We start from the raw sequence: 26,188 nt of genomic DNA on the forward strand, positions 1-26,188 counted from the left end.
TTTGCCGGCCGCCACGCCAGTGAGAGTGCCTGACCTGCGACCGCGCACGCCCCGTACCGGCCGGCCTCCGCCCGCCGCGTACCACCAACGGCACTACGCCTGCCCGCCCATATGGTGCGGGGACGGCCCGTTGTGACTTACCTGCACCTCCGCCCGACTGGCTCGGCGTGCCGAAGGCCCTGCTGTCTCGCACCAGTTGACCAACGAACGCCGGGGGCTCGCACGGTAGGCACAACGGGCCATTTTTCGTGGGCGGGGGTTGGGGGAGGCGGGTCTGGCTGCCGTCCTCCCTCGGATGCCTGCGCGGTGCGGGGAGGGAATCTCAACGGGTATGACATCGGCGGCGGTTGTCGTCGGGTCTGACGGCAACGGGGCCGGGCCGGCATCGGACGAGAGCTGGGCCCTGTCCGGCGGCAACATCGCCCCCTTGGGTTCCTTCCTTCGGGTGGACATGCCCTGCGCATGAACCGGCCCCGGGGAACTGCCCCTTGCCGTCTGAGTGGCACGTACGAGGGACGGGCAGGACCGAGGTTCGCGCAAGGGGACGCGTCGGCTTGGCGCGGCGCTCCCTGGGTGAGGGGCGACGGGTGACGGGTGAGCATCACGCGGGGCGTTCCCCAGGAGCAGTGCGCGGTATGAGTGACAGGGGGGCTGGGTATCTGTGTGGCCGATGTCGCCCCGGAACGTCCTCGGTCAGCACCGGATTACACGCCTCCCCGCTCTGATGAGGATGGCGGTCCGAGGAACCCCTGTCGGCCTTGGTCGTACTCCCGTTGGCCAGCACTCACCACATGCAGATTGCGGCCCGGACGGATGTCCGGGCCGCAATCCAGGGGTTCATGAAGGGGGTTCCGGCGCCCGGCCTGAGGCTCGGACGCCGGAACCGATTCCGTTACTTGCCGAAGGCGTCGTTGTTGCAGCCCATGTTCGAACCGAGGTGCGTGGTCTGCTGACCAGGCGAGCCCTCGCCGTTGAGCAGGTTGCCGCCCAGGCCGTTCGCGATCCCGACCTCGCCGAGGATGTCGAGGTTGGTGTCGTGCGAGGTGCAGGAGTTGCTCTGCTTGATGTCGAACCGGGCGCCGCCCGGCCCGCCGTCGGCGGAGGCGGTGCCGGCGCCGAGGATGCTGACGCTGCCGAGGAAGGCGGCCACGGCAACAGCCTTGTGAAGCTTGCGCATTTCTTCTCCGGTGGATTGAGCGGATGAAGTCTGTGATGTACCGACTTCGTACTGTTAGAGAGGATATGAGAATTTCTCCTCCGGTCGCCCGCCGACGCGCCGGGTAGTACTATGGAGGATTTGATATTTGCCCCGTTTTTGGGCAGTTCAGGGCGTCGGCAGGCGAAAACAAGCGCCGCCGCCGCGTAGCGCTTCACCTGTTCGGCCGCATGCACCGACTTGTTCGGCCGCATGGCACCGATTTATTTGCTCTGCCGCACTTGAGCGGGTCTCGTGAGGCCCACATGTTGTCGAGCGGCGCCTGCGCTGCCTGCGGATTGCGCTTCGGACAGGGGAGGAACGGGGTGTTGGCTCGGGGCAGAGTTGCCGGGGCGGATATGCCCGGGATCAGGTATGTCGGGATCGGGCATGTAGGGACCGGGCGTAGGGACCGGACTTCCCCGAGAAGCCTCGATCAGCGGCCGCCTTGTTCGCGCCGGCCGCAGAGGCCGTAGATACGGGGGAGTGGGCGGGCGGGAGCCAAGGCCCGCCGGGCGCGGTCGCGGTGGGGCTGCGAGTCCGGTGAACTCCCGTTATTCCGGCGAACTCCCGTTATGTGGCGTGGAGATTCACGTCGGGGGATGCGGCCCACGCACCAATCCCGGCGGGGAGTGCCAGAAGGTTCGGGTGCGCAAAGGCGGGCCGCGTAGTGCCTTCGGGCTGGGATCGCGCGATCAGGTGATCGCCGTGCGTGGCCGACGGAGCCCGCCGTGCACGGGTGGCAGGGTGGCCCGTGCCAGCAGGACACCAACGTCACGCAAGGAAGCAGGAGCCGCTATGCGCCGTGTACTTGTCACCCTTCTGGGAGCCCTCGCCCTTACCGGAGCCCTCTCCGTCCCCGCCCACGCCGATACGCCCGACACCGGCATCGCCGGATTCCTCGGCGCTCCGGTGCAGGCCGGCTCCGACGTCGGTCCTCTGCACGTCGGCCGGCTGCCGTTGAAGGGGCTCCTCGGTTGAGGCTGATCACCTGATCCCGGTCAGGGCACCCGAGATCGGCCACGAGGTCACGAGGCCGCGAGGCCACGAGGTCAGGGTGTCCTGCGGGAGGGTGTTGGCGAAGGCGTCGAGGCTTGCGTGCGGAGTTGTACGCGTGACGACGCGTCCGGCGGTCGCGCCTGGGGGCGGGGGAGTTGGGACCGTCGAGGCGGCGTTCCTCATCGACTTGGTCCGGCCTGATTATCGTGGGAAACATCTCTCCGTAAAAACGGATTTAGCGTCACTCCTCAGCCCAGTAAGCATACATATCCAAGCTGAAAGAGTGATCGAAATGCCGGATTCAGAGCTTTCCTCCTCCAGGCTCGTTGTGGCTTGTGCGGTCCGTGGATGTGACCGCATTTTCAAGGAGGAGTCACGTGATCAAAAAGGTCATCGCCGCTTCGGTTGCCACCGGCGGCCTGCTGCTCGCGGGCGCGGGCACGTCCGTTGCCGACGCCGATGCCCAGGGGGCCGCCGTCGGCTCTCCCGGCGTCCTGTCCGGCAATGTGGTCCAGGTGCCCGTCCACATCCCGGTCAACGTGTGCGGCAACACGGTGGATGGGATCGGAGCGCTCAACCCCGCCTTCGGCAACGACTGCGACAACAAGGACAAGCCGAAGCCCCAGGCGCGGCCCCACCACCAGAAAGTGAAGGAGCACAAGCCGCAGCGGCAGCACTACAAGCCGTCGACCCACCACCGTTCGCCGGCCGCTCCGGTTGTCGCGCACAAGACCGTGATGAACCACCGTCACGCCGCGGCTCCTGTTCGGCCCCAACTGGCGGAGACCGGTGGGAAGGAGACCGGCCTGGCGATCGCGGCCAGCGTCGGGCTCTTGGCGGGTGGCACCCTGCTCTACCGCCGGGGCCGTCGCGCTGCGGCCCGCTACTGAACGTGATGTAGGGAGCAACGGCTGCCCGGGCTGGGGAAACCGCTCGGCCGCGTGTGAGTGTGGAGATCGGTTTCCGGTGGTGGGGTCCAAGGTGCCCAACTGGGCGAGCAATTGGCGCATCGTGCCGGGCAGGTGGTGAGGTCGAGTTCCTCGACCGGCTTGATCGAAAGGCCCGGGCCTTCTGGCCCGGGCCTTTCCGGTTCTGGGAGGCCCCTCCGGCCGGAGTTATCCACAGGAGGCTGCCTCCGTAACCATGCAACGGCCCGTCCCGCTACGGTCGGTGACATGCACGGAGGACTGCCGTTCATCGGCATCAGCACCATCGTCTACGGCGTGATCGGCCTGACCGTCGTCGTGGCCGGCGCCATCCGCAGGACAGGGGGAGCTCAGCATGCACACCGTCACCGTCATCGTCCCAGCTCACAACGAGGAGGAGGGGCTGCCGGCCACTCTGGAATCGCTCGCGCGGCAAACGGTTCCGCCTGACCGCGTGCTGGTCGTGGACGACGCGTCCACCGACCGCACCGGCGAGGTGGCGGCCTTACACGGCGTCACCGTCCTCCGCCCGCCGCGTAATCTCGGCAGCAAGGCGAAGGCCCAGAATTACGCGCTGCCGCATTGCACCAGCGACCTCGTACTGGCCGTTGACGCCGACACCGTCCTCGCGCCGGACTACATCGAAACGGTCGTCCCGGTCTTCGACGACCCCCGCGTCGCCATCGCGGCGGGCACGGTCCGCACCCGCCATACCCGCACACTCTGGGAGCGCGGTCGGTCAACCGAGTATCTCTTCGGCTTCCACTGGCACCGGCCCATCCAGGCCCGCGCCAACAGCCCCATGGTGTGCTCGGGATGCTGCTCCGTCTTCCGGCGGGACGACCTCGTCGCCTTCGGCGGATTTCCGGAGCGGACCATCGTCGAGGACATGGACTACACATGGTCGCAGCAGATCGCGGGCAGACGCGCGGTCTACGTCCCCGATGCGGTGGCCCTGGCCGCCGATCCGGAAGAGCTCACCTACCTGCGTAAACAGGTCTGGCGCTGGATGGCGGGCTTCTGCCAGAACGTCCGCCTCCACCTCGGGACGCTGCTCGTGCGCAAACCCCTGCTGGCGCTCTGGGTGCTGCTCGCGCTCTTCGAGATCCTCACCGCGCCACTGTGGTGGGCCACGCCCTTTGTCGTGGCGGCCACGACGGATCAGTCGCTGCAGGCTGGGTTCGCCTGGTGGGCCGGTGCCGAGCTGCTCCTGACGACGCCACCACTGATCTATGCCGCCCGCCGCCGCCGACTACCGCTCGCGGGCGTGCTCTTGAACATCCCGTGCGTCTATGCCACCAAGGCCGTCAATCTCGTCTACGCGTGGAAAGCGCTGGTGGTGGAGTTGTTGCTGGTGCCGCTCCACCTGGCGCGGGGGCTCACGGTCTACGAGAAAGGCCGGGCCGACGCGCCGGGGCGCCCGGCCCTCGCGGCGGCCGGGTGAAGTGCGGCGCGCGGTCCTGTCAGGCGACCAGTGCCGGTGCGGTCCGGTGGTCGCGGGCCCGCACCGACCCGTCGTAGCGCCGCAGCAGGAGGTGAGCCAGCTCGGGGGCGGGGCCGAGCACGGACGCGAGGATGTCGGCGCCGGCCTCGCGGGCCCCGGCGGCGATGCGGTCCGGGAGGAAGCCGGGCGCGATGACGTAGGGGGCGACGGCCACCCGGTCGACGCCCTCGGCCCGCAGTGCCCGCACGGCGTCCGCCGTGCGGGGAAGGGATGCGGAGGCGAACGCAGGCCGCACGGCACACCAACCAGCGGTGCGCCGCCACTCCCGCGCGGTTTCAGCGATCACTGCGATCGCCTCCGGGTCTGAGGAGCCCGCCGAGGCCAGGACGACCCCGGTCGAGCGGCGGTCGCCGGGCCGCAGCCCGGCCTCCGCCAGCCGCCGCTCCAGGGCGGCGGTCAGCAGGGTGGAAGGTCCGAGCACGTCGGCCCGGTGGACGGTCAGCAGCGGCAGCCGCGTCGCGGCCTCCCGCAGCGCCGCCGGGATGTCGGACTTCGCGTGAAAGGCACGAGTGAGGAGGAGCGGCAGCGCCACGACATCCCGTACGCCCTCGGCCGACAGGCGCTCCAGCACGCGGGGCACGGCCGGCGCGTTGAAGTCCAGGTAGCCGACCTCGACGCGCAGCCCGGGACGCAGCGCCCGCACCCGCGCGCAGAGCGCGGAGACGGTCGCCGCGTGCCGCGGGTCACGGCTGCCGTGGGCTATGACGAGGAGCGTGGGACGGGTGTCCATGGGTCAGCTCTTCACCAGCAGGCCACGGCTGCGCAGCACCCGCCGCTCGATCGGGGCGAAGATCAGCAACTCGATACCGATACCGACGATGAGGATGAGGAGGATCGCGGCCAGCACCCAGGACATGTCCTGGATCTCCCGGCCCTGCTCCAGCAACTGGCCCAGGCCGGTGCCCAGGTTGGGGGCGTTGACGATGAGTTCGGCGGCCATCAGGGAGCGCCAGGAGAACGCCCAGCCCTGCTTGAGCCCGGCGATGTAACCGGGCAGGGCGGCCGGCAGCAGTACGTGCCGCACGCCCGCGAGTCCCTTCGCACCGAGGGTGCGGCCCGCCCGCAAGTAGAGAGGAGAGATCTGGTCGACGCCCGCGACCAGTCCGTTGGCGATGGACGGCACGGCGCCGAGCAGCACGACGGCGTAGATCGTGGCGTCGCTCAGACCGAACCAGATGATCGCCGCCGGGACCCACGCCACCGAGGGCAGGGACTGCAGGCCGCTCAGGATCGGCCCGATCGCGGCCCGTACGACCTTGACCCGGGCGACGATCAGCCCGAGAGCCGTGCCGAGCACGACCGAGGCCAAGAAGCCCAGGGCGCCGCGCGAGACGCTCGTCCACACGAAGCTCAGCAGGGTCCCCTCGAGCCACTTGTCCTGGAGGGACCGGGCGACCTCGCCGGGGCTCGGCAGCAGGTGGTGGGCCTTGAGCTCGAAGTGGTAGGCGAGCTGCCACAGGCCCAGCACGATCGCGATGGCGATGACAGGAGGGAACGTTTTCGATGCGAGGGTGCGCAGCCAGGGCTGGCGGTGGACGACCGTGGACTCCAGGGCGTCCAGCCCGGCCTCCAGACCGGCGAGGTCGTTGGAGGAGTCGCCGGCCGCGGTGGTGGCCGGGTCGTCGGCGGGCCCGCCGGAGGGCTGGGCCTTGGTCTCAGTGCTGGCCATGGCGGCGGATCTCCCCACGCAACTGTTCGGTGATCTCGACGGAAAGGTCGGCGACCGCGGCATCCTCGATGCGGCGCGGCTGCGGGATGTCCACCTGCCACTCGCGGGCGATCCGGCCCGGGCGGGAGGACAGCAGGATCACCCGCTCGGCCAGCCGCACGGCCTCGCGCACGTTGTGGGTGACGAAGAGGACCGACAGGCCGCCCGCGCCCGAGCCGTCGTCGTTCGCGGCCCGCCAGATGCGGGTCAGCTCGTCGTGCAGGACATCGCGGGTGATGGCGTCGAGCGCGGCGAACGGCTCGTCCATCAGCAGCAACTGGCTGTCCTGGGCCAGGGCGCGGGCCATCGCGACCCGCTGGCGCATGCCGCCGGACAGCTCGTGCACCCGCTTTCCGTACGCGCCGCCCAGCCGGACGAGTTCGAGCAGCCGCTCGGCCTCGCCGCGGCGCTCCGCGCGGGGCACGCCGCGCAGCCGCAGCGCCAGTTCGATGTTGCGGCCCGCGGTCAGCCACGGGAACAGCGCGTGTTCCTGGAACATCAGGGCGGGCCGGCCGCCGGGCGTCTCGATCGTGCCGGCGGAGGGCGCGTCGAGACCGGCGACGAGATTGAGGAGGGTGGACTTGCCGCAGCCCGAGGCCCCCAGGAGGCAGACGAATTCGCCCGGTGCGACATCGATGCTGATGTCGTCCAGCACGTGCTGCTGCGCGCCGGGGCGGCCGAACGACTTCGAGACATGGTCGATGCGAGCGGCGTACGGGACGGACTCGTCCGTGTGTGCCGTGGCGGGCTGCTTGGCGAGCGTGGTGGTCGTCATCGGTGTCACCTCCTGGGGGACTGCGGTGCGGCGGGAGCGGGGGCTAGTTGCGGCCGAGGCCGGCGTCGTCGACCGGCGGCTTGCCCTCGGACTTGAGCACCTTGTTCAGCAGCGTGAGGTCGTAGATGCCCTTGAGGTCGGGGTCCTTCAGCAGGCCGGCCTTGACGGCGTGGTCCGCCTCCTGCTGGAGGGTCGCGGCCAGCGGGTCATCGGTGAGGTCGACGTTCTTGAACGCCGGGTCGATGACGTCGGTGGGCAGGGCCTTGCCGGCGATCGTGGGATCGGCGAGCTTGTCGTTGAGCGCCTGCTTGGCCTGGGCCGGGTGCGACCTGATCCACTCGTTGGTCTTCACCGAGCCGCGAAGCACCGCCTCGACGGCCTTGGGGTGCTCCTTGAGGAACTTCTGCGAGACGATCATGTTCGTGATGACGAACTTGCCGTCCTTCCACAGCGACTTCTCGTCCAGGAGCGTCTTGCCGCCCTCGGCGACGAGCTTGGAAGCGGTGGGCTCGGGGACCCACGCCCCGTCGATGCCGCCCTGCTGGAAGACGGTCGGCGTCACCTTGTTGTCGGTGCGCTGGACAGTGACGTCACCCTGGCCGGTGGTGGCGTCGACCTTGTAGCCCTTCCCGGCCAGGAAGTTCAGCAGCGCCACGTCCTGGGTGTTGCCCAACTGGGGCGTCGCGATCGTCTTGCCCTTGAGGTCGGCCAGGCTCTTGATCTTCTTGGGGTTGACCACGAGCGAGACACCGCCGGACGCCGAACCCGAGATGATCTTCAGGCTGGTGCCGTGCGACTTGACGTAGCCGTTGATCGCGGGGGAGGGGCCGATCCAGCCGATGTCGATGGCACCGGAGTTCAGCGCCTCGATCTCGGCGGGGCCCGCGTTGAAGACGGAGGGGCTGAGCGTCGTGCCGCCCAGTTCCTTCTGGAACAGGCCCTTTTGGATGCCGACCAGCGGCGTGGCGTGGGTGCTGTTGCCGAAGAACCCGATCCGTACGGTGTCGAGCCCGTCGGTCTTCGGACCCTTGGGGACCACCGAAGCCGCGGTGTCCTTCTTGGTCTCGGAGCCGTAGCCGCAGGCGCCGAGCGCCCCTATCAGCAGCGGGACGGTGGCGGCGGCCGCCAGAAGGCGGTGGCGAACGAAAGACACGGGAGGGGTCCTCTCGGAGGGCCGGGGCAGTACGCGCCTCTCTAAGGCGCGCCCGGCGGATCGGTGGGTCTTCGCAAACGGGGCGTGGGGGGTACGGAGTCAGGCATCGTCAGCACACACATCGGCCGACTCCGCCCTGCCCGCTGCCCAGGGTGCCGCTGCCGATGCGGCCGCCCTCTATGGCGAAGGTCGAGAACACGTCTTTGGGCATGATCAGAAGTCCCATTCCGCGTCGTCCGCCCCGGCCGCAGGCGCGGCGTCCGCGGCCGCCTCCGCGAAGGCGGTACCGGCCATGCCGGCGGTCAGCGTCGTCCCGTCCGCCGGATCGATCAGCAGGAAGGAGCCGGTACGGCGGGAGTCGGCGTAGGCGTCCAGGGCCAGCGGCTCGGCGGTGCGCAGCACGATCCGGCCGATGTCGTTGGCGACGAGTTCGCCGGGTGCCGGGTGCTGGGAGAGATCGTCCAGCGTCAGTCGCGACGGGATGTCCTTGACGATCGCCTTCACCGTGCGGGTGGTGTGCTTGAGCAGCACCCGGTCGCCGACCTTCAGCGGACGGTCCGCCACATGGCAGATGGTCGCCTCCAGGTCCTGCGAGGTGGCCGGCACCGAGGCGGTCGGGGCGATCAGGTCACCGCGTGAGATGTCGAGGTCGTCGGCCAGCCGGACGGTCACCGACTGCGGCGCCCAGGCCACGTCCACGGCCTGGCCGAGCGCGTCGATGGCCTCGATCGTGCTCGTCCGGCCCGAGGGCAGGACGGTGACGGCGTCGCCGACGCGCAGCACACCGGAGGCGATCTGCCCGGCGTAGCCGCGGTAGTCGGGGTGTTCGGCGGTCTGCGGGCGGATGACGTACTGGACGGGGAAACGGCCGGGGTCGTCCGAGGGGTCGGCGACGACGGGCACGGTCTCCAGGTGCTCCAGCACGGTCGGGCCGCCGTACCAGTCCATGTGGGCGGACGGCGTCACGACGTTGTCGCCGGCCAGCGCGGAGATCGGGATGGCGGTGATCTCCGGGACGCCCAGCGAGGCGGCGTAGGTCGTGAACTCCTCGGCGATGGCCGCGAAGACGGGCTCGGCGTAGTCGACGAGGTCCATCTTGTTGACGGCCAGGACGACGTGCGGGACGCGCAGCAGGGCGGCGACCGCGGCGTGCCGGCGGGTCTGCTCCACCACGCCGTTGCGGGCGTCGACCAGCACCACGGCCAGTTCGGCGGTGGAGGCGCCGGTGACCATGTTGCGGGTGTACTGCACGTGCCCGGGGGTGTCGGCGAGGATGAAGCGGCGCCGCGGAGTGGCGAAGTAGCGGTAGGCCACGTCGATGGTGATGCCCTGCTCGCGCTCGGCGCGCAGCCCGTCGGTCAGCAGCGCCAGGTCCGGCGTCTCCTGCCCGCGGTTGCGGGAGGCGTGCTCGACGGCCTCCAACTGGTCGGCGAGCACCGACTTGGAGTCGTGCAGCAGCCGTCCGACCAGCGTCGACTTGCCGTCGTCGACGGATCCGGCGGTGGCGAAACGCAGCAGAGAGGTGGCGCCCGCGTCAATGGCGTTGATCGTGCTCATGGTTAGAAGTACCCCTCGCGCTTGCGGTCCTCCATGGCGGCCTCGGACATCTTGTCGTCGGCCCGCGTCGCGCCCCGCTCGGTGAGCCGGGAGGCGGCGATCTCCGCGATGACGGCCTCGATGGTGTCGGCGTCGGAGTCGACGGCACCGGTGCAGGACATGTCGCCGACGGTGCGGTAGCGCACCTGCCGGACCTCCAGGCTCTCGCCGTCCTTGGGGCCGCCCCATTCACCGGGGGCCAGCCACATCCCGCTGCGGGCGAAGACCTCGCGCTCGTGGGCGTAGTAGATGGCGGGCAGTTCGATCTTCTCGCGGGCGATGTACTGCCACACGTCCAGCTCGGTCCAGTTGGACAGCGGGAAGACACGCACGTGCTCGCCCGGTGAGTGCTTGCCGTTGTAGAGCTGCCACAGCTCGGGCCGCTGCCGGCGCGGATCCCAGCCGCCGAACTCGTCACGCAGCGAGAAGACCCGCTCCTTGGCGCGCGCCTTCTCCTCGTCCCGGCGCCCGCCGCCGAAGACCGCGTCGAAGCGGTTCTTGTCGATGGCGTCCAGCAGCGGGACGGTCTGCAGCGGGTTACGGGTGCCGTCGGGCCGCTCGCGCAGCTCACCGCGGTCGATGAAGTCCTGGACGGACGCGACGTGCAGCCGCAGCCCGTGCCGCTCCACCGTGCGGTCGCGGTAGTCGAGGACCTCGGGGAAGTTGTGCCCGGTGTCGACGTGCAGCAGCGAGAAGGGCACCGCGGCCGGCGCGAACGCCTTCAGCGCCAGGTGCAGCATGACGATGGAGTCCTTGCCGCCGGAGAAGAGGATCACCGGCCGCTCGAACTCGCCCGCCACCTCGCGGAAGATGTGCACCGCCTCGGATTCCAGGGCGTCCAGGTGCGACAGCGCGTACGGGTTCGCCGCGCTTCCGGCGTTCTCGGTCACGGCACCGACGGTCGTCATGCTGTGTCCCTTTCCTTCGCCTCGGCGCCGACGCGGCGCGGAGGTGCGGCTATCACGGTGGTCTGCGGACGGGCCGCCGAGCGCGCGGCGCTCACAGCAGGCCCCGCTCGGCGAGCAGCGCGTAGAGCGCCGCCGCGGACTCCTGCACGGTCTGGGTGTGCGACTCGATGCGCAGGTCGGGCGATTCGGGCTCTTCGTAGGGGTCGTCCACGCCGGTCAGGCCGGAGAGCTCGCCGGCCGCCTGCTTGGCGTACAGCCCCTTCACATCGCGCTCCGAGCACACCTCGACGGGCGTGGCGACATGCACCTCCAGGTAGGCGCTGCCCTCGGCCTGGTGCCGCTTGCGCACCGCCTCACGGGAATCCGCGTACGGCGCGATCACCGGCACCAGCGCGGTGACACCGTGGCTGGCCAGCAGCTCGGCGACGAAGCCGATCCGCTGGACGTTGGTGTGCCGGTCGGCGCGGTCGAAGCCGAGGCCGGCGGAGAGGAACTCGCGGATCTCGTCACCGTCCAGCACCTCGACCCGGCGGCCCTCGCCGCGCAGCCGCTCGGCGAGGGCGTACGCGATGGTGGTCTTGCCCGCGCTGGGCAGTCCGGTCAGCCACACCGTGGCGCCCGTCATCGGCTTCTCCTGAACATCCGCGAAATCCTGATCGATCCGTTCGCCACGAGGGCCCGCGAGCTTCGCCATCAGTGCAGCCCGCACTCGGTCTTGCTGCTGCCGGCCCAGCGGCCGGCCCGCGCGTCCTCGCCCGCCAGCACCCGGCGGGTGCAGGGCGCGCAGCCGACGGAGGCGTAACCGTCGGTCAGCAGCGGGTTGGTCAGCACGCCGTGCTCGGCGACGTAGGCGTCCACGTCGGCCTGCGTCCAGCGGGCGATCGGCGAGATCTTGACCTTCCGGCGCTTGGCGTCCCAGCCGACGACCGGGGTGTCGGCCCGGGTCGGCGACTCGTCCCGGCGCAGCCCGGTCGCCCACGCGTCGTAGCCGGCCAGGCCGTCTTCGAGGGGCTTGACCTTGCGTAGCGCGCAGCACAGGTCCGGGTCCCGGTCGTGCAGCCTGGGACCGTACTCGGCGTCCTGCTCGGCCACCGTCTGACGTGGGGTGAGGGTGATGACGTTGACGTCCATCACCTCCGCCACCGCGTCGCGGGTCCCGAGGGTCTCGGGGAAGTGGTAGCCGGTGTCGAGGAAGACCACGTCCACGCCGGGCACGACCCGCGAGGCCAGATGGGCGACGACCGCGTCCTCCATGGAGGAGGTGACGCAAAAGCGCGGGCCGAAGGTCTCGGCGGCCCACTTGAGGATGTCGAGCGCGGACGCGTCCTCCAGGTCGCGGCCGGCGCGCTCGGCGAGCTGCGGAAGATCGGTGGCAGTGGTCACGAGACACCTCCATCGGACGGTGAAACGGCGGGGGACAGGCCCGGGGAGAGCAGGCCGAGGAACTTCAGCCGGAACGCGCGGCTGCACGCCCGGCACTCCCACGCCGCGCCCTCGCCGCGGACCGAGCCCTCCTCGGAGGGCCGCAGGTCCTCGTCACCGCAGTACGGGCAGTAGAACGGGGCCGCTCGCTCGCTCATTTCAGCGCACCCTCTTCCGCGCGGGCCGCCCACTGGGCGAACCGCTCGCCGTCGGTGCGCTGCTCCTGGAAGTTGCGCAGCACCCGCTCGACGTAGTCGGGGAGTTCGTCGGCCGTCACCTTCAGGCCGCGGACCTTGCGGCCGAAGCCCGCCTCCAGGCCGAGCGCGCCGCCCAGGTGCACCTGGTAGCCCTCGACCTGGTTGCCGTCGGCGTCCAGGACGAGCTGCCCCTTGAGACCGATGTCCGCGACCTGGATACGGGCGCAGGCGTTCGGGCAGCCGTTGAGGTTGATGGTGACGGGCTCTTCGAACTCGGGCAGGCGGCGCTCCAGTTCGTCGATGAGGGACGAGCCGCGGCCCTTGGTCTCGACGATCGCCAGCTTGCAGAACTCGATGCCGGTGCAGGCCATCGTGCCGCGCCGGAACGGGGACGGCGTGACCCGCAGGTCCAGCGCCTCCAGTCCGGAGACCAGGGAGTCCACCCGCGACTCCTCGACGTCGAGCACGATCATCTTCTGCTCGGCGGTGGTCCGCAGCCGGCCCGAGCCGTGGTCGGCGGCCAGTTCGGCGATCTTGGTGAGGGTCGCGCCGTCCACCCGGCCGACGCGCGGCGCGAAGCCGACGTAGAAGCGGCCGTCCTTCTGCTTGTGCACGCCGACGTGGTCGCGCCACTGCTGGTCGGGCTGCGCCGGGGCGGGACCGTCGGTCAGCTTGCGCCCGAGGTACTCGTCCTCCAGCACCTGGCGGAACTTGGCCGGGCCCCAGTCGGCGACCAGGAACTTCAGGCGGGCGCGGGTGCGCAGCCGGCGGTAGCCGTAGTCGCGGAAGATGGAGATGACGCCCTCGTGGACATCGGGGGCCTCCTCGGCGGAGACCCAGACACCCAGCCGGACCCCGAGCTTGGGGTTGGTGGACAGGCCGCCGCCGACCCAGACGTCGAAGCCCGGACCGTGCTCGGGGTGCTCGACGCCGACGAACGAGATGTCGTTGATCTCGTGCGCGACGTCCAGCAGCGGCGAACCGGAGACCGCGGACTTGAACTTGCGCGGCAGGTTGGAGAACGCGGGGTTGCCGACGATCCGGCGGTGGATCTCCTCGATGACCGGGGTGCCGTCGATGATCTCGTTCTCGGCGATGCCGGCGACGGGCGAGCCGAGGATGACGCGGGGGGTGTCACCGCACGCCTCGGTGGTCGACAGACCGACGGCCTCCAGGCGCCGCCAGATCTCCGGCACGTCCTCGATCCGGATCCAGTGGTACTGGACGTTCTGCCGGTCGGTGATGTCGGCGGTGCCGCGCGCGAACTCCTGCGAGATCTCCCCGATGACCCGCAGTTGCTCGGTGGTCAGCCGTCCGCCGTCGATGCGGACCCGCAGCATGAAGAACTCGTCGTCCAGCTCCTCCGGCTCCAGGATCGCGGTCTTGCCGCCGTCGATCCCGGGCTTGCGCTGGGTGTAGAGGCCCCACCAACGCATCCGGCCGCGCAGGTCGTTGGGGTCGATGGAGTCGAAACCGGCCTTGGAGTAGATCGTCTCAATGCGTGTCCGCACATTGAGACCGTCATCGTCCTTCTTGAACTGCTCGTTGCCGTTGAGGGGCGTGAAGTGACCAACGGCCCATTGGCCCTCACCGCGGTGGCGCCCGGCCTTGCGGCGGGGTGTGTCCGCGGCGGCGGGGGCGCCCCCGGCCTGACGCTGGGGGAGTTCGGGGGTGTCGGCGGCCATGGGTGTACGTCCTTCTGGGCGACTCAAAGGGTCCGGACTGGGCGGGGGGTGCCACCCACTGTGACCTGCGCGGACATACCGAAGCGCGGCGCGTGGGGACGCGTCGGGGTGCCCTTGGGGTCGGGGGTGTCGCACGTCCGCGGCGATGGGGACGGCGTGGGGTGTACGGCGTGCCGGCGGTGCGGCCGGAGGCCCGAAGGCCCCTGGTCAGCGCAGCGTCAGCCCGCTCGACAGATGGCGCTGGACATGCGGCCGAGGTCGACGTGCCGCCGACTCACCAAGGCAATTCCAGCTCTAGACATGACGGAAGCGTGTCACGACGCTCTTGGGCCAGTCCACCAACGTCCAGAATTTGGACAAGAAAGTCTCACAAGATGAGATGGTGTGGTGTCCGTCACTTTTCGGGCGGGAATACCGGCCCGTCGGGCGTACGGGGTCCCGCGCCGGGCCAGGGGCCGGGAGTCGCCACCTCCGGCTCCTCGGTCACCGTGGTGTCGTACACCCGGAAGCCGCGCCGCTCGTAGTTCGCCCGCGCGTGCGGGCCGTCCTCGCTGCACGTGTGCACCCAGACCCGGCGGGTCGGCGCCCGCTCCGGCCACCGCTCGGCCAGGTCCCAGGCGCGCGCCGTCCCGTGGGCGAGCAGGTGTCCGCCGATCCGGCGTCCTCGGAAGGCCGGCAGCAGCCCGAAGTAGGCGATCTCCACGACCCCCTCCGGCTGCGCGTCCAGCTCGATGAAGCCGGCGGGCGTACCGCGCTCGTACGCCACCCACGTCTCCACCCCCGGCCGCCCGAGGTAGCGCGCCCACCGCGCGTACGACCAGCCCAGCCGGTCGGTCCACCGGACGTCCCCGCCGACCGCCGTATAGAGGAAGCGGCTGAACTCGGGCGAGGGCACCTCGGACCTGACGATACGGACACCCTGTTCGGCGGGCGGGCCCCCGACGGGCGGCAGATCGGCGGCCGAGGTCTGTTCGAGGTACCAGGTGGTGACCGTGAGGCTCATGGGGTCAGCACATCACACGCGTTTTCCGGCCCGCGTCCGGCTCGGTGGGTGAGACGCGGGTCTTGTCAGGCGACCGCGGTCATGCGGGCGAAGACCACCACGTCGCCCCGGCGGCCGGCCGGCGTGGAATAGCCGCCGCCGCGGGTCACGAGGCGGACCTCGGGGTGATCCGTCGGGTCGTAGACCCGCTCGGCGGGGGAGCGGTCCCGGTCGTGGACCCGCACCGCGTAGACCTCGAACACCGCCGTCCGCCCGTCCTCGCGGGTCACCCGTACCGTGCTGCCCTCCCGCAGGGCGCCCAGGCGGTAGAAGACCGCCGGGCCGCTGAAATTGTCGACGTGCCCGACGATCACGGCGGTGCCGTTCTCACCCGGGGCCGGCGCGCCCTCGTACCAGCCCGCCAGGCGGGGATCCGCGGCCGGCGGGGCGGCGACCCGCCCGTCCTCGTCCAGGCCCAGCGCGATCACCGGGGCGGACACCGCCAGCGACGGGATCACCACCCGGGTGGCGGCGGACCGGGGCAGCGGGGGTGGGCCGGTGGCGGCGGGGCGGGCGCCCGCGGGGGAGAGGGGCGCGGCGGCGGGGCCGGGCTGCGGCGGCCCGCCGGCCTCGTCGGACAGTCCGCCGCGCACGAGGGCGATCCCGGTGAGTGCGACGAGCGCGATCACGCCCCACCGGTCGCGCCGCCTGATGGCCGCCTCGGTGTCCGGCTCCTCCGGCGCGAGCGGCAGGCTCATCGCTCTCCTCCTGTGCCCGTACGGGCCCGCCCCGGCCATGCGGGTCCCCCGCGTACAGGTCCGCGCTGACAGGGTCCCGGCGTACACGTCCCGGTCGGCACGCTAGGCGCGGGCGGGGGCGGCGGCGACAGCAGCCGGCCGAACGGGTGGCGGCCCGCCCGCCGGCGGGCACGCGGACCGGCACCCGGCGGACTTCAGGCGCCGTCCCCGCCGAACACCGCGTCGGCGAGCCGGTCGACCTGGTCGGGATCGGGTGCCCAGCAGTAGAGCATCACCTCGTCCGGGCCGGCAGGCGCGGGCGGCCTCCACATCACGGAACAGGTCGTCCATCAGGTGGGACGGCAGGGCGGCGCCGAGGAAGCCGTCACCCCACCGGGCGACGTGTTCCACCGCGGCGGGGCCGAAGCCGCCGAAGAGCACCTCGGGACCGCCGGGCCGGGCGGGCGCGGGGCCGATCGGCCCCGTCTCACCCGCCCCGTCTCACCCGGCGCGCCACGCCCGCCGCGCCGCCGCCACCGCGGGCGCCGACGAGTGCGGCAGCAGCCGCGCCGGCTGCGCCGGCAGCCGCAGCTCCACATCCAACCCGTCCGCGAAGCGGTACGGCCGGTGCGCGAGCACCCCCGCGAGATGGTGGCGCAGCCGCGACAGCTCGGCGCGCACCGTGACCGTACGACCGCCGTCGCCGAACAGGTCCTGGGCGAGTTCGGCGGCGCTGCGGCCCTGGGGGTGTGCGGCGAGGACGAACAGCAGCTCGGCGTGGCGCGGGGTCAGCTCGTGCGACCAACTACCGGCCGGCCCGCTGACGGTGACCGTCGCGCCACCGGTGCCGCTGACGTCCAGTACCACCCGGCCGGGGCGGGCGGCCGGGTCCTGCCGGCCGACGCGGACGAGCCAGCCACCGGGCAGCGGCTCCAGCGTGCACATGCCGTACCGCGGCAGCCACAGCGGCCCGGCCTCGGGAGCCTTGGGCAGTGCCACCCGGTCCGGCGCGGTCATGCCGGTGACGCCCGCGACCCAGCCGTTGGCGTCGACGGCCAGCGCCCGCCCGCCGATCCGGGCCAGCACCGGCGCCGCGCTCGACCGTAACCGCTCCAACGAGGCGTGGTGGCGGCCGCGCAGCTCGCCCTCCGCGAGCCGGGCGACGGCGGAGACCAGGGACAGCGTCGTGGGGTGGAAGGTGTGCGCCGGGCCGCTGATGTCCACCGTGCCCAGCAGCCGCCCGTCGCGCGGATCGTGCAGCGGCGCCGCGGCACACGTCCACGTGTGGTGGCTGCGCACGAAATGCTCGGCGGAGTGCACCAGCACCGGCCGCCGCGCCACCAGCGCCGTCCCGATGGCGTTGGTGCCGACGACGTCCTCGCGCCAGTCGGCGCCCTTGTCGAAGCCCAGCCGGTCGGCCATCCGCCGGACCGGCGCGCAGCCCTCCCGCCACAGCAACCGGCCCTCGGCGTCGGTGACGACCATGATCTGCTGCGCGGCGTCGGCCGCCGCGAGGAGACCGTCGTGCAGGACCGGAAGCACCGGCGCCAGTTGCGACTTCTGCCGCCGGTGCTCCAACTCGGCCACCGACAACAGGCGTTGGTGGTGGTCCCGCTCGGGGTCCACACCCGATCCCAGCGCCCGCAGCCAGGATTCGCCGATGACCGGGCGGGGCGCTTCCAGCGGTGGGCCGAGCGGCGAGGCACCCGAGAGCGCGGCCTCGCGGACCGAGGCGAGGCGGCGTGCGGTCTCGCGGATGTCCTGGGCCGACCAGACGGCGCTGTCGATCGGTCTGTGATTCACGCTGCTCCCCGTTGCGCGCTGGTGGCCTGGGCCGTGCCCATGGTGCCGTCACCCGGGCGTCGTGGAAGGGCCATTGCACAGATCACTGCAACGAACTGCAACCGTTGTGGCCTATGACGCGCACGGGGACCCTGGTGCGAGTGGCCGACGGCTTCGCGTCGCCAGAGGTTTTCGCCGGTCACCCGTCGGGGATGCCGCTGGTTGTCCGCCGGGGATTACGTCGGCCGCGTGGTTCGTCGGCACGGCGCGGGAGGGGGAGCACACCATGGTGGCCAGCGCTCCGCGCGTCGTGGTGATCGGAGCGCACGAGGGCCTGCGCATCGCCCGCGCCGCCCGGCTGGCCGCTCACTACGGCGTCCCCCGGCTGCCCGCCGTCGATGTGCTCGTCAAGCGCCGGCCGCTGCCCGCCGAGGGCTATGTGATCGACGGCGCGCCCCAGTTGCTCGACCGGGTGGCGGGCGTCGGCGGTCTGCTGCCCGCACGGGCCTGCGCCGACCTGGTGGTGTACCTGCGCGAGGCGGGCCGGGGCGACCGGCCGGACACCTCGCGCGTCATCCGCTACTTCGAAGCCCGCGGGTCACTGGTCGGCTTCCGGCCGGACGTGCCCGACGACGACATCATCGTGGCCGTCGAAGCCGCGGTACGCGGACGCACCGCGGCGGACCCGCCGGGGTGGCCCTGAGACCGGAAGCGGTGCCGAGTCGGCGCGGCACCGCTTCCTGACCGGTGCGGCGGTGGAACCCCCGTGCCCCCCGTCCCCTTGCGGGGACGGGGAGACCGCCGCCGCGCCGCGTCGCTTCCCGCCCGCCGGGCCGTGCTTCCCGCCCGCCGGGCCGTACTCAACGCTCCACGGCCGGCCGCGCCCGCGCCACGATCGCCGCGAGATCCAGGGTATGCGGCAGCGTCCCGAACGCGGCGCCCGCGTCGCCGCCGAGCCGGGAGGCGCAGAACGCGTCCGCGACCTCCGGCGGCGCGTACCGCACCAGGAGCGAACCCTGGAGCACCAGCGCCATCCGCTCCACCACCCGACGCGCCCGCGCCTCGACCCCCTCCAGGTCGGCCAGTTCGGTCAGCAGCCCCTTGATCGCGCGATCCAGCCGGTGGTCCGCGCCCCGCGCCGCGCCGATCTCGGTCAAGAAGGCGTTCAGCGCGGCGGGTTCACGGCGCAGGGCCCGCAGCGCGTCCAGCGCCTGGACGTTCCCCGAGCCTTCCCAGATCGAGTTCAGCGGCGCCTCGCGCAGCAGCCGCGGCATCCCCGACTCCTCCACGTAACCGTTGCCGCCCAGGCACTCCAGCGCCTCCGCCGCCACCGGCGCGCACCGCTTGGTCACCCAGTACTTGGCGGCCGGGACCGCCAGCCGCAGAAAGTGACGGTCCTGCTCGCCGCCGCTGTCGTAGGCCGCCGCCAGCCGCAGCGCGAGCGTCGTCGCCGCCTCCGACTCCAGCGCCAGATCCGCCAGCACGTTGCGCATCAGCGGCTTGTCGATCAACGGCCCGCCGAACGCCGACCGGTGGGCGGTGTGGTGCACCGCCTGCGCCACCGCCTGTCGCATCACCGCCGCCGCGCCGGTGACGCAGTCCAGCCGGGTCGCCGCCACCATCTCGATGATCGTCGCCACCCCGCGTCCCTCCTCGCCCACCCGGCGCGCCCAGGTCCGCCCGTCGAACTCGACCTCCGCCGAGGCGTTCGAGCGGTTGCCGAGCTTGTCCTTCAGGCGCTGGAGGAGGAAGGGGTTGCGGGTGCCGTCCGGCAGCACCCGCGGCAGCAGGAAGCAGGTGAGCCCGCCCGGCGCCTGGGCCAGCACCAGGAAGACGTCCGACATCGGCGCCGAACAGAACCACTTGTGGCCGGTCAGGAGGTACTCCCCGGCCGCGGCCAGCGGCTCGGCCCGCGTGGTGTTGCTCCGTACGTCGCTGCCGCCCTGCTTCTCCGTCATCGCCATACCGGCCAGCGCGCCCGGCTTGCCGGCGGCCGGCAGCAACTCCTGGTCGTAGACCGGTGACGTCAGCCGCGGCTCCCACTCGGCCGCGAGCGCGGGATCGGCCCGCAGCGCCGGGACCGCCGCGTGGGTCATCGACAGCGGGCAGCCGTGCCCGGCGTCGACCTGCGTCCACACCAGGAACCCGGCGGTGCGCCGGACGTGGCCGTCGGGCCGCGTCCAGGCGCCGGTCAGCCCGGCGCCGACGGCGTGCCCCAGCAGCCGGTGCCAGGCCGGGTGGAACTCCACCTCGTCGACGCGGTGACCGTAGCGGTCATGGGTACGCAACCGCGGGGGGTGGTCGTTGGCCTGTTCGCCCCAGCGCTGGGCCTGCGCCGAGCCGGCCGCCTGCCCCAGGCCGCTCAATTCCCCCCGTACCTCATCGAGGCGGTCCTCGGCGACATACCGGGTGATGCCCTCGGTGAGGGCCGCGTCGGAGGCGAAGACGTCGTATCCGACCAGCGGCGGGGGCTGGTTCGTGACCGTGTGAGTGGTGGCTGCCATGGCAGATACGGTAAGGACGTGCAGCCGCCGAACGAACCTCCCCGCCGGCCCGCGGGCCGTTTGACCAGGGCCAGGGTCCTCTACCGCAACGTCTCCAAACGCCGGCTGGCGTGGCTGCTGCTCAAGGACATCGTCAACTCCTGCATGGAGTACCGCGTCACCGGCCTGGCCGCCGAAGCCGCGTTCTTCTGCCTGCTGTCGCTGCCGCCGCTGCTGCTCGGGCTCATCGGGCTCCTCGGCTATGTGGAGCCGTGGATCGGCCACGACACCATCGACACCATCCGGCAGAACATCCTCACCGCCTCCGGCACCGTCCTGTCCGACAAGGGCGTGAACCAGATCGCCCGGCCGCTGCTGGACGACGTGTTCACCGGCGGCCGCCCGGACGTCGTCTCGCTGGGCTTCGCCATCGCCCTGTGGTCCGGCTCCCGGGCGCTGAACGTCTTCGTCGACACCATCACGATCATGTACGGGCTCGACGGCCGGCGCGGCATCGTCAAGACGCGGTTGCTGGCGTTCGTGCTCTACCTCGCCGCGCTCGTCGTCGGTGCCGTCGCGCTGCCGCTGATGGTCGCCGGCCCGGACACGGTCGTCAGTTGGCTGCCGGCCAGCGAGGACATCATCCGGGCGCTGTACTGGCCGGTGGTCCTGATCCTCTCGGTCGCCTTCCTCACCACGCTCTACCACGTGTCCGTGCCGGTCCGTTCGCCCTGGCGGGAGGACATCCCGGGGGCGGTGGTGGCGCTCGGGATGTGGCTGCTCGGCAGCTTCCTGCTGCGCATCTACCTCACCGAGACGGTCGAAGGACCCACCATCTACGGCTCGTTGGCCGCGCCGGTCGCGGTGTTGTTGTGGACCGGGGTGTCGGCCTTCGCCGTGCTGGTGGGGGCCGCGATGAACGCCGCGCTGGACCGGGTGTGGCCGTCGGTCGCCACGGCCGCGGGGCGGGCGGAGAAGGAGCGGCGGGCCGCGGCGCGCGACGGCGACGGTGGCGGGGAGAGCGGGGAGAGCGGGGAGGGCGGGGAGGGCGGGGAGAGCGGGGAGGGCGGCAGGGCGAAGCCCGCGTGAGGGGGTGCGCGGTTCCTCCGCGCGGTTCGGCGCGCCGGCGGCCCGGCGCGAGCGGGCCGTGCTCGTACGGCGGGAGGGCGCCGGGCCGGTCGCTGACCCGCCCGCCGCCCGCGGGCACGAACCCGTCGTCCTCGACGCCCTGCTGCCCTCGGCCCACCGCACCCCGCCGCCCCCGCGCGCCGGGGTGCGCCGCCACGTCGCCGACGTCCGCGACCGGGCGGCCGTCGACGCGGCCCTGACGGGCGTGGACGCCCTCTGCCACCAGGCGGCGATGGTGGGCCTGGGCAAGGACTTCGCGGACGCCCCCGACTACGTCTCCTACGGCCTGACCCTGATGGCCCTGCCCGGCGCCGCGATCTTGCTGCTCATCCGCACCGCGCGCCCCCTGCCCCACCTCCTGGCGGGCGCGGCGATCGTCGCCGCCGTCTTCACCCTGGCGGGTTTCCGCTGGTGGGAGGGGTACCACCTGCTGGTCGAGCGCTACTACCAGGGCGCGGCGGCGGTCCGCCCGTGCGCCTACCGGGTAGGGGCCAATCTTGCCTGCACCGAGATCATCACCGGGCTCGCCTCGGTGGCCGGTCTGCGCCGCGTCCTCGTGGCGGTTCCCGCCGTCCTGCGGCGCTCGCGTCCGTCCGGCGCGCCGCCGGGGGACGCGGCCGGCCGGCTGGTCGTCCTGGTGTCGGCCGTGCTCGCCGCCCTGCTCGTCGCCGACCTCTCCGGGATGAGCAAGGCGGAGACCGAACGCGTCTGGCTGCCCTTCGCCGTCTGGCTGCTGGCCGCCACCGCGTCGCTGCCCACCGGCGCGCGGCGCCACTGGCCGACCGCTCAGGCGGCGCTCGCGCTCACCGTCGATCACCTGCTGTATACGGGCTGGTGAGCGCGCGCCGACCGCCTCGGGCCCGGGGGGCGTCGGCCGGCCCTCACCGGCTCCGGGCGGTGCTCACATCGGCGTGAGGGTGGGACCGATGACCGGCCCGGCCGCTTTCACCCGGCCCGGACGCAGGATCCGGATCGGGCCGCCGTTGCAGGACGGGCAGGCCGCGCGGGTCAGCGGAGAAGGGACCCTGGAGCCTTGGACGTAGTAATCGGCGCGCCGCTGCCCGGCGAGATCGGTGGAGTGCCGGATCTCGTATTCCTGTTCCCACCCGTGACCGCAGTGCAGGCAGACGAACGCGTACGCCTCGTGGACCGCCTCGGTGTCCCTTTCCATCCTGACCACGCCCTTTCCCCGAGGCCCGCCGCTTCGCGCGCCGGGCCCGGATCCATGCCGCTTTCCCTATTATTGCGCCCGGCGATGACGAACGGCAGGACGAGCCCGGCAGCGGCCCACCCGAGAGATCAGCCTCCCGACGGCCGCCGCCCCGGCCCGCGCCCCCGCCGGTCCTCGCGCGCCCGTCCCAGCGCCGCGTACGTCGCCGCGACCAGCCCCCGGTTGCGCGGATCGTCACCCGTGGTGCCGCCGGCGTACCGGTTCATGGTGTACGCGTAGGACAGCCGGTTCTCCGGGTCGGCGAAGGCGTAGGAGCCGCCCGCGCCGCCGTGCCCGAAGGCCCGCGGATTGGGGCCCGCCTGGCCCTGGTGGTTGAGCATGTAGCCCAGGCCCCAGCGGTGCTCCAGCCCCGCCGGGGCGAGCGCGTCGATGGCCAGGTCCGGCTCGCCGGGAAGGCTCTGGCAGCGGCGCATCGCCTCCAGGGTGCCGGGGCCGACGAGACGGCCGCGGGCCAGCGCGCCGTAGACGGTGGCGAGCCCGAGCGCCGAGGCGTGCGCGTTGCCCGCCGGGATCTCGGCCGAGCGGTAGGCGGCACTGTTGACGTCACCGGTGGGGAGGTAGGTCAGCGCCAGCATGACGGCGGTGAGCGGGTGGTCGGACAGGGCCCGGAACGGCGGTTTCGGCGCGCCGGGGAACCGCTCGGCGATCCGCGCCTCGTCCAGTCGCCCCACCATGTCCGCGCAGCGCGGGTGCTCCTCGACCGGGGTGCCGATGAACACCCGCGCACCGAGCGGCTCGGCGATCTCCCGGCGCAGGAACGTTCCCGGTGACAGCCCGGTGATCCGGCGGACGACCTCGCCCACCAGGTATCCGAAGGTCACCGCGTGATAGCCCTGTGCCGTGCCCGGCTCCCACCAGGGCGCGGTGGCCGCCAGCTCGGCGCATACGGCGTCCCAGTCGTGGGCGTGGCGGACCGTCAGCGGCACGCGGGGAGCGATCAGGCCCGCACGGTGGCTGAGCAGCCAGCGCACGGGTATGCCTTCCTTGCCGGCCGCCGCGAACTCCGGCCAGTAGCGGGCCACCGGCGCGTCGAGGTCCAACTCCCCCCGGTCGGCGAGGAGATGGGCGCACAGTGCGGTCATCCCCTTGGACGTGGAGTAGACGTTGACGAGGGTGTCGCGCTCCCAGTGGCGGGTCCGGGCCGCGTCGGCGTGACCGCCCCACAGGTCCACGACGGCCTCGCCGTCCACGATCACCGCCACCGCCGCGCCGATGTCGCCGTGCACGCGGAAGTTCCGCTCGAAAGCGGCGCGTACGCCCTCGAAGCCGGGTGCGCAGCGGCCCTTCACGGTGGTGCCTGCCATGGTGGCTCTCCCTCGCGTCGTCCGCGTGCGGTCATCGCCCACATCCCACGCGATGATCCGCCGAGATCGATGCCTGTGGCAACCATGCGAGCGGGCCCGGCGCGGCGGCGGACACCCTGACGACGGCGTGCCGGCAGCCCGTCCGCGAGCGGGGTGGTGTGTTCTCCTGGAAAGCGGTGGCGTGAGCGTTATGTGCGTCCGTTCACCCCACTCGTTCGTGCCTCCGGTCGCACACAACCGGCCGGCGGGCGAGCCTGAAGACGTCCGGCTCCCAGAGGAAGGCCCGCACAGTGAACAGCGCGGAACAGGCGGCACACGTGGAACATCCCTCGGCGGAGGTCGTGGTGGAGGTGACCGGCTGCGCGACGCAGGACGCGCACGCCGTGTTCACCGCGTTGCGCACCTGCTTCTTCTCCGACCGCGCCGCGGAGGACGTGCCGCAGGAAGCGGGGGGCGCCGGGCCGACCGTCTGGACGGCGACCTTCGACGTGACCGACATCCAGGCCGAGGCCGAGCCGCGCCGACTGGGCGCGCCGGTGATGGTCACGCTCCAGGGCGGCTACTGGGCGGTGGCGCGGCTGCGCCAGGGCCTGACGTCCGCGTTCGACGTGCGGGTCGTCGGCACCGCCGCCGGTGACCAGGAGCAGGAGGTCCAGCTTCGGCTGGACAACCGCTAGCGCGGTCGGCGCGGGCCCGCCGACGCGCGCCCCGCGCGCTGTCCTGGTAGGCAGGGTGCGAAGGCATCCGGACCGGAGCGGGAAGGGACGAGCCAGTGGAGTCCACGCGACATCCGGCGGACACCGGCGGACCACGAGCGGAGTACGCCGAGCGGTCCGAACTGGTCCTGCACGTCAACGGCACGGCATACGCGCTGACCCTGGACCACCGCACCACGCTCCTGGACGTGCTCCGGGAGCGGCTCGATCTCACCGGCGCCAAGAAGGGCTGCGACCACGGGCAGTGCGGCGCCTGCACGGTGCTCGTCGACGGGCGCCGCACCAACAGTTGCCTGCTGCCGGCGGTGGCGCAGGAGGGGCGGCACATCACCACCGTCGAGGGCCTGACCGACGGCGGCCGGCCGCACCCGGTGCAGGAGGCGTTCGTCGCCCGGGACGCCCTGCAGTGCGGCTACTGCACCCCCGGCCAGATCTGTTCGGCCGTGGGCGTGCTGGCGGAGGCGGCGGCGGGATTCCCCTCCCATGTCACGCCGGACACCGCGCCGCCCGGCGCGCCGAGCGAGCTGACCGCCGAGGAGATCCGCGAACGGATGAGCGGCAATCTGTGCCGGTGCGGGGCCTATCCGCGCATCGTCGAAGCGGTCGCGGACGCCGCCGGCGCCGCGGACGCCTCCCGTGCCACGGACGCCGCCCGTGCCGCCGACGGGCCGACCGGAGGGGGCGTGGCGTCGTGAAACCGTTCGGATATGTGCGGGCGGAAAGCGTCGAGGACGCCGTACGGACCGGTGCCCGCCACCCCGGCGCCCGGTACCTCGGCGGCGGCACCAACCTCGTCGACCTGATGAAACTCGGGGTGGAGACCCCGCCGCTGCTCATCGACGTGACCCGGCTGCCGCTCGACCGGATCGAGGAGACGCCCGACGGCGGGCTGCGGATCGGGGCGATGGTCCGCAACAGCGACCTCGCCGCCGACACCGCCGTCCGCGACCGCTACCCCGTCCTGTCGCAGGCCGTGCTGGCCGGCGCCTCCGGCCAGTTGAGGAACGCCGCGACCACCGGCGGCAATCTGCTCCAGCGCACCCGCTGCGGGTACTTCCAGGACATCGCCAAGCCGTGCAACAAGCGGCGGCCCGGCACCGGCTGCCCGGCCCGCGAGGGAGCCCACCGCGATCTGGCCGTCCTGGGCCACTCCGAGCACTGCGTGGCCACCCAGCCCTCGGACATGGCCGTCGCCCTCGCCGTTCTGGACGCCACCGTCCACCTGCACGGTCCGGACGGCGCGCGCACCGTCCCGGTGTGCGACTTCCACCGGCTGCCCGGCGACCGGCCGGACCAGGACACGGTCATCCGGCCGGCCGAACTGATCACCGCCGTGCAGTTGCCGCCCGCCCGGCCCGGCGCCCGCGCGCGCTACCGCAAGGCCCGCGACCGCGCCTCGTTCGCCTTCGCCCTGGTCTCCGTCGCCGCCCTGCTCGACGTGCGGGACGGCGCCGTCCGGCACGCGGCGCTGGCGTTCGGCGGGCTCGCCCACCGCCCGTGGCGGGCCCGCGCCGCCGAAGAGGTGCTGCACGGCGCGCCCGCCACCGAGGAGACCTTCGCCCGCGCCGCCGACGCCGAACTCGCCGCCGCCCGGCCGCTGCGCGACAACGGCTTCAAGGTCGCCCTGGCCCGCAATCTCGCGGTCGACACGCTCGCCGCGCTGTCCCCCCGGCCACGCCGACCGCCGCTGACCGACCGCCGCTGACCGACCGGCGCGGCCCGTTCCCGAGCAGAAGAACGACAACGAGGCACACGAC

General features: G+C 72.3%; 26 protein-coding genes and 2 pseudogenes. 9 read left to right on the forward strand and 19 right to left on the reverse strand.

The annotated features are described in order from the left end of the window. Positions 1 to 892 precede the first annotated feature (892 nt). Positions 893 to 1,177, reverse strand: coding sequence for a hypothetical protein (locus tag ACZ45Z_RS22585; protein WP_468365179.1), 285 nt, complete (start codon positions 1,175 to 1,177; stop codon positions 893 to 895). 816 nt (positions 1,178 to 1,993) lie between these two features. Here ACZ45Z_RS22585 and ACZ45Z_RS22590 point away from each other — a divergent pair. The 3 genes and pseudogenes from ACZ45Z_RS22590 (at position 1,994) to ACZ45Z_RS22600 (ending at position 4,564) form a co-directional block, all read left to right on the forward strand. Continuing rightward, a complete protein-coding gene (locus ACZ45Z_RS22590; RefSeq protein ID WP_468365182.1) occupies positions 1,994 to 2,176 on the forward strand; it encodes a hypothetical protein in 183 nt (60 codons plus the stop codon). Between the two features lie 395 nt (positions 2,177 to 2,571). Then, positions 2,572 to 2,799: pseudogene (locus ACZ45Z_RS22595) on the forward strand (chaplin); the annotation flags it as partial. 676 nt (positions 2,800 to 3,475) lie between these two features. After that, a complete protein-coding gene (locus tag ACZ45Z_RS22600) occupies positions 3,476 to 4,564 on the forward strand; it encodes a glycosyltransferase family 2 protein (RefSeq protein ID WP_468365184.1) in 1,089 nt (362 codons plus the stop codon). 19 nt (positions 4,565 to 4,583) lie between these two features. On the opposite strand, the gene ACZ45Z_RS22605 is transcribed toward ACZ45Z_RS22600, so the two are convergent. The 15 genes and pseudogenes from ACZ45Z_RS22605 to ACZ45Z_RS22675 all read right to left on the reverse strand — a co-directional run bounded on the left by ACZ45Z_RS22605 (position 4,584) and on the right by ACZ45Z_RS22675 (position 17,590). Continuing rightward, positions 4,584 to 5,354, reverse strand: coding sequence for a sirohydrochlorin chelatase (locus tag ACZ45Z_RS22605; RefSeq protein WP_468365187.1), 771 nt, complete (start codon positions 5,352 to 5,354; stop codon positions 4,584 to 4,586). Positions 5,355 to 5,357: 3 nt separating this feature from the next. Further along, a complete protein-coding gene (locus tag ACZ45Z_RS22610; RefSeq protein ID WP_468365190.1) occupies positions 5,358 to 6,293 on the reverse strand; it encodes an ABC transporter permease in 936 nt (311 codons plus the stop codon). Beyond that, a complete protein-coding gene (locus ACZ45Z_RS22615; protein ID WP_468365193.1) occupies positions 6,280 to 7,107 on the reverse strand; it encodes an ABC transporter ATP-binding protein in 828 nt (275 codons plus the stop codon). Before ACZ45Z_RS22615 ends, ACZ45Z_RS22610 begins: the two co-directional genes overlap by 14 nt. Positions 7,108 to 7,150: 43 nt before the next feature. Further along, positions 7,151 to 8,260 carry an aliphatic sulfonate ABC transporter substrate-binding protein gene (locus ACZ45Z_RS22620; RefSeq protein ID WP_468365195.1) on the reverse strand — a complete coding sequence of 370 codons (1,110 nt, stop codon included), beginning with the start codon at positions 8,258 to 8,260 and terminating at the stop codon, positions 7,151 to 7,153. A gap of 213 nt (positions 8,261 to 8,473) precedes the next feature. Next, entirely contained in the window at positions 8,474 to 9,817 is a 1,344-nt protein-coding gene (locus tag ACZ45Z_RS22625; RefSeq protein ID WP_468365198.1) for a sulfate adenylyltransferase subunit 1, read from the reverse strand. Between the two features lie 2 nt (positions 9,818 to 9,819). Further along, positions 9,820 to 10,764: a sulfate adenylyltransferase subunit CysD gene (cysD, locus tag ACZ45Z_RS22630; protein WP_468365200.1), complete on the reverse strand. Its 945-nt coding sequence runs from the start codon at positions 10,762 to 10,764 to the stop codon at positions 9,820 to 9,822. 91 nt (positions 10,765 to 10,855) lie between these two features. After that, positions 10,856 to 11,389: an adenylyl-sulfate kinase gene (gene cysC, locus ACZ45Z_RS22635; protein WP_468365417.1), complete on the reverse strand. Its 534-nt coding sequence runs from the start codon at positions 11,387 to 11,389 to the stop codon at positions 10,856 to 10,858. 68 nt (positions 11,390 to 11,457) lie between these two features. Then, positions 11,458 to 12,147 (reverse strand): phosphoadenylyl-sulfate reductase, encoded by a 690-nt coding sequence (locus tag ACZ45Z_RS22640; protein ID WP_468365203.1) that lies wholly within the window; start codon positions 12,145 to 12,147, stop codon positions 11,458 to 11,460. Then, positions 12,144 to 12,344, reverse strand: a complete 201-nt coding sequence (locus ACZ45Z_RS22645) for a hypothetical protein (protein WP_468365205.1) — start codon at positions 12,342 to 12,344, stop codon at positions 12,144 to 12,146. The genes ACZ45Z_RS22640 and ACZ45Z_RS22645 overlap by 4 nt, the downstream gene beginning before the upstream one ends. Next, entirely contained in the window at positions 12,341 to 14,068 is a 1,728-nt protein-coding gene (locus ACZ45Z_RS22650) for a nitrite/sulfite reductase (RefSeq protein ID WP_468365208.1), read from the reverse strand. The genes ACZ45Z_RS22645 and ACZ45Z_RS22650 overlap by 4 nt, the downstream gene beginning before the upstream one ends. Positions 14,069 to 14,286: 218 nt before the next feature. After that, positions 14,287 to 14,370 carry a putative leader peptide gene (locus ACZ45Z_RS22655; protein ID WP_350257049.1) on the reverse strand — a complete coding sequence of 28 codons (84 nt, stop codon included), beginning with the start codon at positions 14,368 to 14,370 and terminating at the stop codon, positions 14,287 to 14,289. A 92-nt stretch (positions 14,371 to 14,462) separates the two neighbouring features. Further along, entirely contained in the window at positions 14,463 to 15,071 is a 609-nt protein-coding gene (locus tag ACZ45Z_RS22660) for a GNAT family N-acetyltransferase (RefSeq protein WP_468365210.1), read from the reverse strand. Between the two features lie 65 nt (positions 15,072 to 15,136). Continuing rightward, positions 15,137 to 15,808 (reverse strand): class F sortase, encoded by a 672-nt coding sequence (locus ACZ45Z_RS22665; RefSeq protein ID WP_468365213.1) that lies wholly within the window; start codon positions 15,806 to 15,808, stop codon positions 15,137 to 15,139. A gap of 194 nt (positions 15,809 to 16,002) precedes the next feature. Further along, positions 16,003 to 16,276, reverse strand: a pseudogene (locus ACZ45Z_RS22670) (LLM class flavin-dependent oxidoreductase); the annotation flags it as partial. A gap of 12 nt (positions 16,277 to 16,288) precedes the next feature. Beyond that, positions 16,289 to 17,590: a helix-turn-helix domain-containing protein gene (locus tag ACZ45Z_RS22675; RefSeq protein WP_468365215.1), complete on the reverse strand. Its 1,302-nt coding sequence runs from the start codon at positions 17,588 to 17,590 to the stop codon at positions 16,289 to 16,291. Positions 17,591 to 17,855: 265 nt separating this feature from the next. On the opposite strand from ACZ45Z_RS22675, the gene ACZ45Z_RS22680 reads away from it, so the two are divergent. Further along, entirely contained in the window at positions 17,856 to 18,272 is a 417-nt protein-coding gene (locus ACZ45Z_RS22680) for a hypothetical protein (protein ID WP_468365218.1), read from the forward strand. 157 nt (positions 18,273 to 18,429) lie between these two features. Here the strand turns inward: ACZ45Z_RS22680 and ACZ45Z_RS22685 are convergent, their stop codons facing one another. Continuing rightward, entirely contained in the window at positions 18,430 to 20,073 is a 1,644-nt protein-coding gene (locus ACZ45Z_RS22685; RefSeq protein ID WP_468365220.1) for an acyl-CoA dehydrogenase family protein, read from the reverse strand. A gap of 18 nt (positions 20,074 to 20,091) precedes the next feature. Here ACZ45Z_RS22685 and ACZ45Z_RS22690 point away from each other — a divergent pair, with 18 nt between their 5' ends. Next, entirely contained in the window at positions 20,092 to 21,141 is a 1,050-nt protein-coding gene (locus tag ACZ45Z_RS22690; RefSeq protein WP_468365222.1) for a YihY/virulence factor BrkB family protein, read from the forward strand. A gap of 58 nt (positions 21,142 to 21,199) precedes the next feature. After that, positions 21,200 to 22,018, forward strand: a complete 819-nt coding sequence (locus tag ACZ45Z_RS22695; RefSeq protein WP_468365421.1) for a hypothetical protein — start codon at positions 21,200 to 21,202, stop codon at positions 22,016 to 22,018. A 63-nt stretch (positions 22,019 to 22,081) separates the two neighbouring features. Here ACZ45Z_RS22695 and ACZ45Z_RS22700 read toward each other — a convergent pair whose 3' ends face one another. Further along, the gene (locus ACZ45Z_RS22700; RefSeq protein ID WP_468365224.1) at positions 22,082 to 22,351 is read right to left on the reverse strand and encodes a hypothetical protein; all 270 of its coding nucleotides are present in this window, start codon (positions 22,349 to 22,351) and stop codon (positions 22,082 to 22,084) included. 128 nt (positions 22,352 to 22,479) lie between these two features. Then, positions 22,480 to 23,715 carry a serine hydrolase domain-containing protein gene (locus ACZ45Z_RS22705; RefSeq protein ID WP_468365226.1) on the reverse strand — a complete coding sequence of 412 codons (1,236 nt, stop codon included), beginning with the start codon at positions 23,713 to 23,715 and terminating at the stop codon, positions 22,480 to 22,482. 290 nt (positions 23,716 to 24,005) lie between these two features. Here ACZ45Z_RS22705 and ACZ45Z_RS22710 point away from each other — a divergent pair, with 290 nt between their 5' ends. From ACZ45Z_RS22710 to ACZ45Z_RS22720, 3 genes are all read left to right on the forward strand, one after another. Then, complete coding sequence (locus ACZ45Z_RS22710) at positions 24,006 to 24,392, forward strand: hypothetical protein (protein ID WP_468365229.1); 387 nt, start codon at positions 24,006 to 24,008, stop codon at positions 24,390 to 24,392. A gap of 95 nt (positions 24,393 to 24,487) precedes the next feature. Further along, positions 24,488 to 25,126 (forward strand): (2Fe-2S)-binding protein, encoded by a 639-nt coding sequence (locus tag ACZ45Z_RS22715; RefSeq protein ID WP_468365232.1) that lies wholly within the window; start codon positions 24,488 to 24,490, stop codon positions 25,124 to 25,126. After that, the gene (locus ACZ45Z_RS22720) at positions 25,123 to 26,136 is read left to right on the forward strand and encodes an FAD binding domain-containing protein (protein WP_468365235.1); all 1,014 of its coding nucleotides are present in this window, start codon (positions 25,123 to 25,125) and stop codon (positions 26,134 to 26,136) included. Before ACZ45Z_RS22715 ends, ACZ45Z_RS22720 begins: the two co-directional genes overlap by 4 nt. The last annotated feature ends 52 nt before the right edge of the window (positions 26,137 to 26,188 follow it).

The organism is Streptomyces sp. NPDC031210 (genome assembly GCF_055570395.1).

What these genes read in the sequence shown, in the direction of transcription:
- ACZ45Z_RS22585 (WP_468365179.1), bottom strand. Translation starts at nt 1,177, where the DNA reads ATGCGCAAGCTTCACAAGGCTGTTGCCGTGGCCGCCTTCCTCGGCAGC.
- ACZ45Z_RS22590 (WP_468365182.1), top strand. Translation starts at nt 1,994, where the DNA reads ATGCGCCGTGTACTTGTCACCCTTCTGGGAGCCCTCGCCCTTACCGGA.
- ACZ45Z_RS22600 (WP_468365184.1), top strand. Translation starts at nt 3,476, where the DNA reads ATGCACACCGTCACCGTCATCGTCCCAGCTCACAACGAGGAGGAGGGG.
- ACZ45Z_RS22605 (WP_468365187.1), bottom strand. Translation starts at nt 5,354, where the DNA reads ATGGACACCCGTCCCACGCTCCTCGTCATAGCCCACGGCAGCCGTGAC.
- ACZ45Z_RS22610 (WP_468365190.1), bottom strand. Translation starts at nt 6,293, where the DNA reads ATGGCCAGCACTGAGACCAAGGCCCAGCCCTCCGGCGGGCCCGCCGAC.
- ACZ45Z_RS22615 (WP_468365193.1), bottom strand. Translation starts at nt 7,107, where the DNA reads ATGACGACCACCACGCTCGCCAAGCAGCCCGCCACGGCACACACGGAC.
- ACZ45Z_RS22625 (WP_468365198.1), bottom strand. Translation starts at nt 9,817, where the DNA reads ATGAGCACGATCAACGCCATTGACGCGGGCGCCACCTCTCTGCTGCGT.
- cysD (WP_468365200.1), bottom strand. Translation starts at nt 10,764, where the DNA reads ATGACGACCGTCGGTGCCGTGACCGAGAACGCCGGAAGCGCGGCGAAC.
- cysC (WP_468365417.1), bottom strand. Translation starts at nt 11,389, where the DNA reads ATGACGGGCGCCACGGTGTGGCTGACCGGACTGCCCAGCGCGGGCAAG.
- ACZ45Z_RS22645 (WP_468365205.1), bottom strand. Translation starts at nt 12,344, where the DNA reads ATGAGCGAGCGAGCGGCCCCGTTCTACTGCCCGTACTGCGGTGACGAG.
- ACZ45Z_RS22650 (WP_468365208.1), bottom strand. Translation starts at nt 14,068, where the DNA reads ATGGCCGCCGACACCCCCGAACTCCCCCAGCGTCAGGCCGGGGGCGCC.
- ACZ45Z_RS22655 (WP_350257049.1), bottom strand. Translation starts at nt 14,370, where the DNA reads ATGTCTAGAGCTGGAATTGCCTTGGTGAGTCGGCGGCACGTCGACCTC.
- ACZ45Z_RS22660 (WP_468365210.1), bottom strand. Translation starts at nt 15,071, where the DNA reads ATGAGCCTCACGGTCACCACCTGGTACCTCGAACAGACCTCGGCCGCC.
- ACZ45Z_RS22665 (WP_468365213.1), bottom strand. Translation starts at nt 15,808, where the DNA reads ATGAGCCTGCCGCTCGCGCCGGAGGAGCCGGACACCGAGGCGGCCATC.
- ACZ45Z_RS22680 (WP_468365218.1), top strand. Translation starts at nt 17,856, where the DNA reads ATGGTGGCCAGCGCTCCGCGCGTCGTGGTGATCGGAGCGCACGAGGGC.
- ACZ45Z_RS22685 (WP_468365220.1), bottom strand. Translation starts at nt 20,073, where the DNA reads ATGGCAGCCACCACTCACACGGTCACGAACCAGCCCCCGCCGCTGGTC.
- ACZ45Z_RS22700 (WP_468365224.1), bottom strand. Translation starts at nt 22,351, where the DNA reads ATGGAAAGGGACACCGAGGCGGTCCACGAGGCGTACGCGTTCGTCTGC.
- ACZ45Z_RS22705 (WP_468365226.1), bottom strand. Translation starts at nt 23,715, where the DNA reads ATGGCAGGCACCACCGTGAAGGGCCGCTGCGCACCCGGCTTCGAGGGC.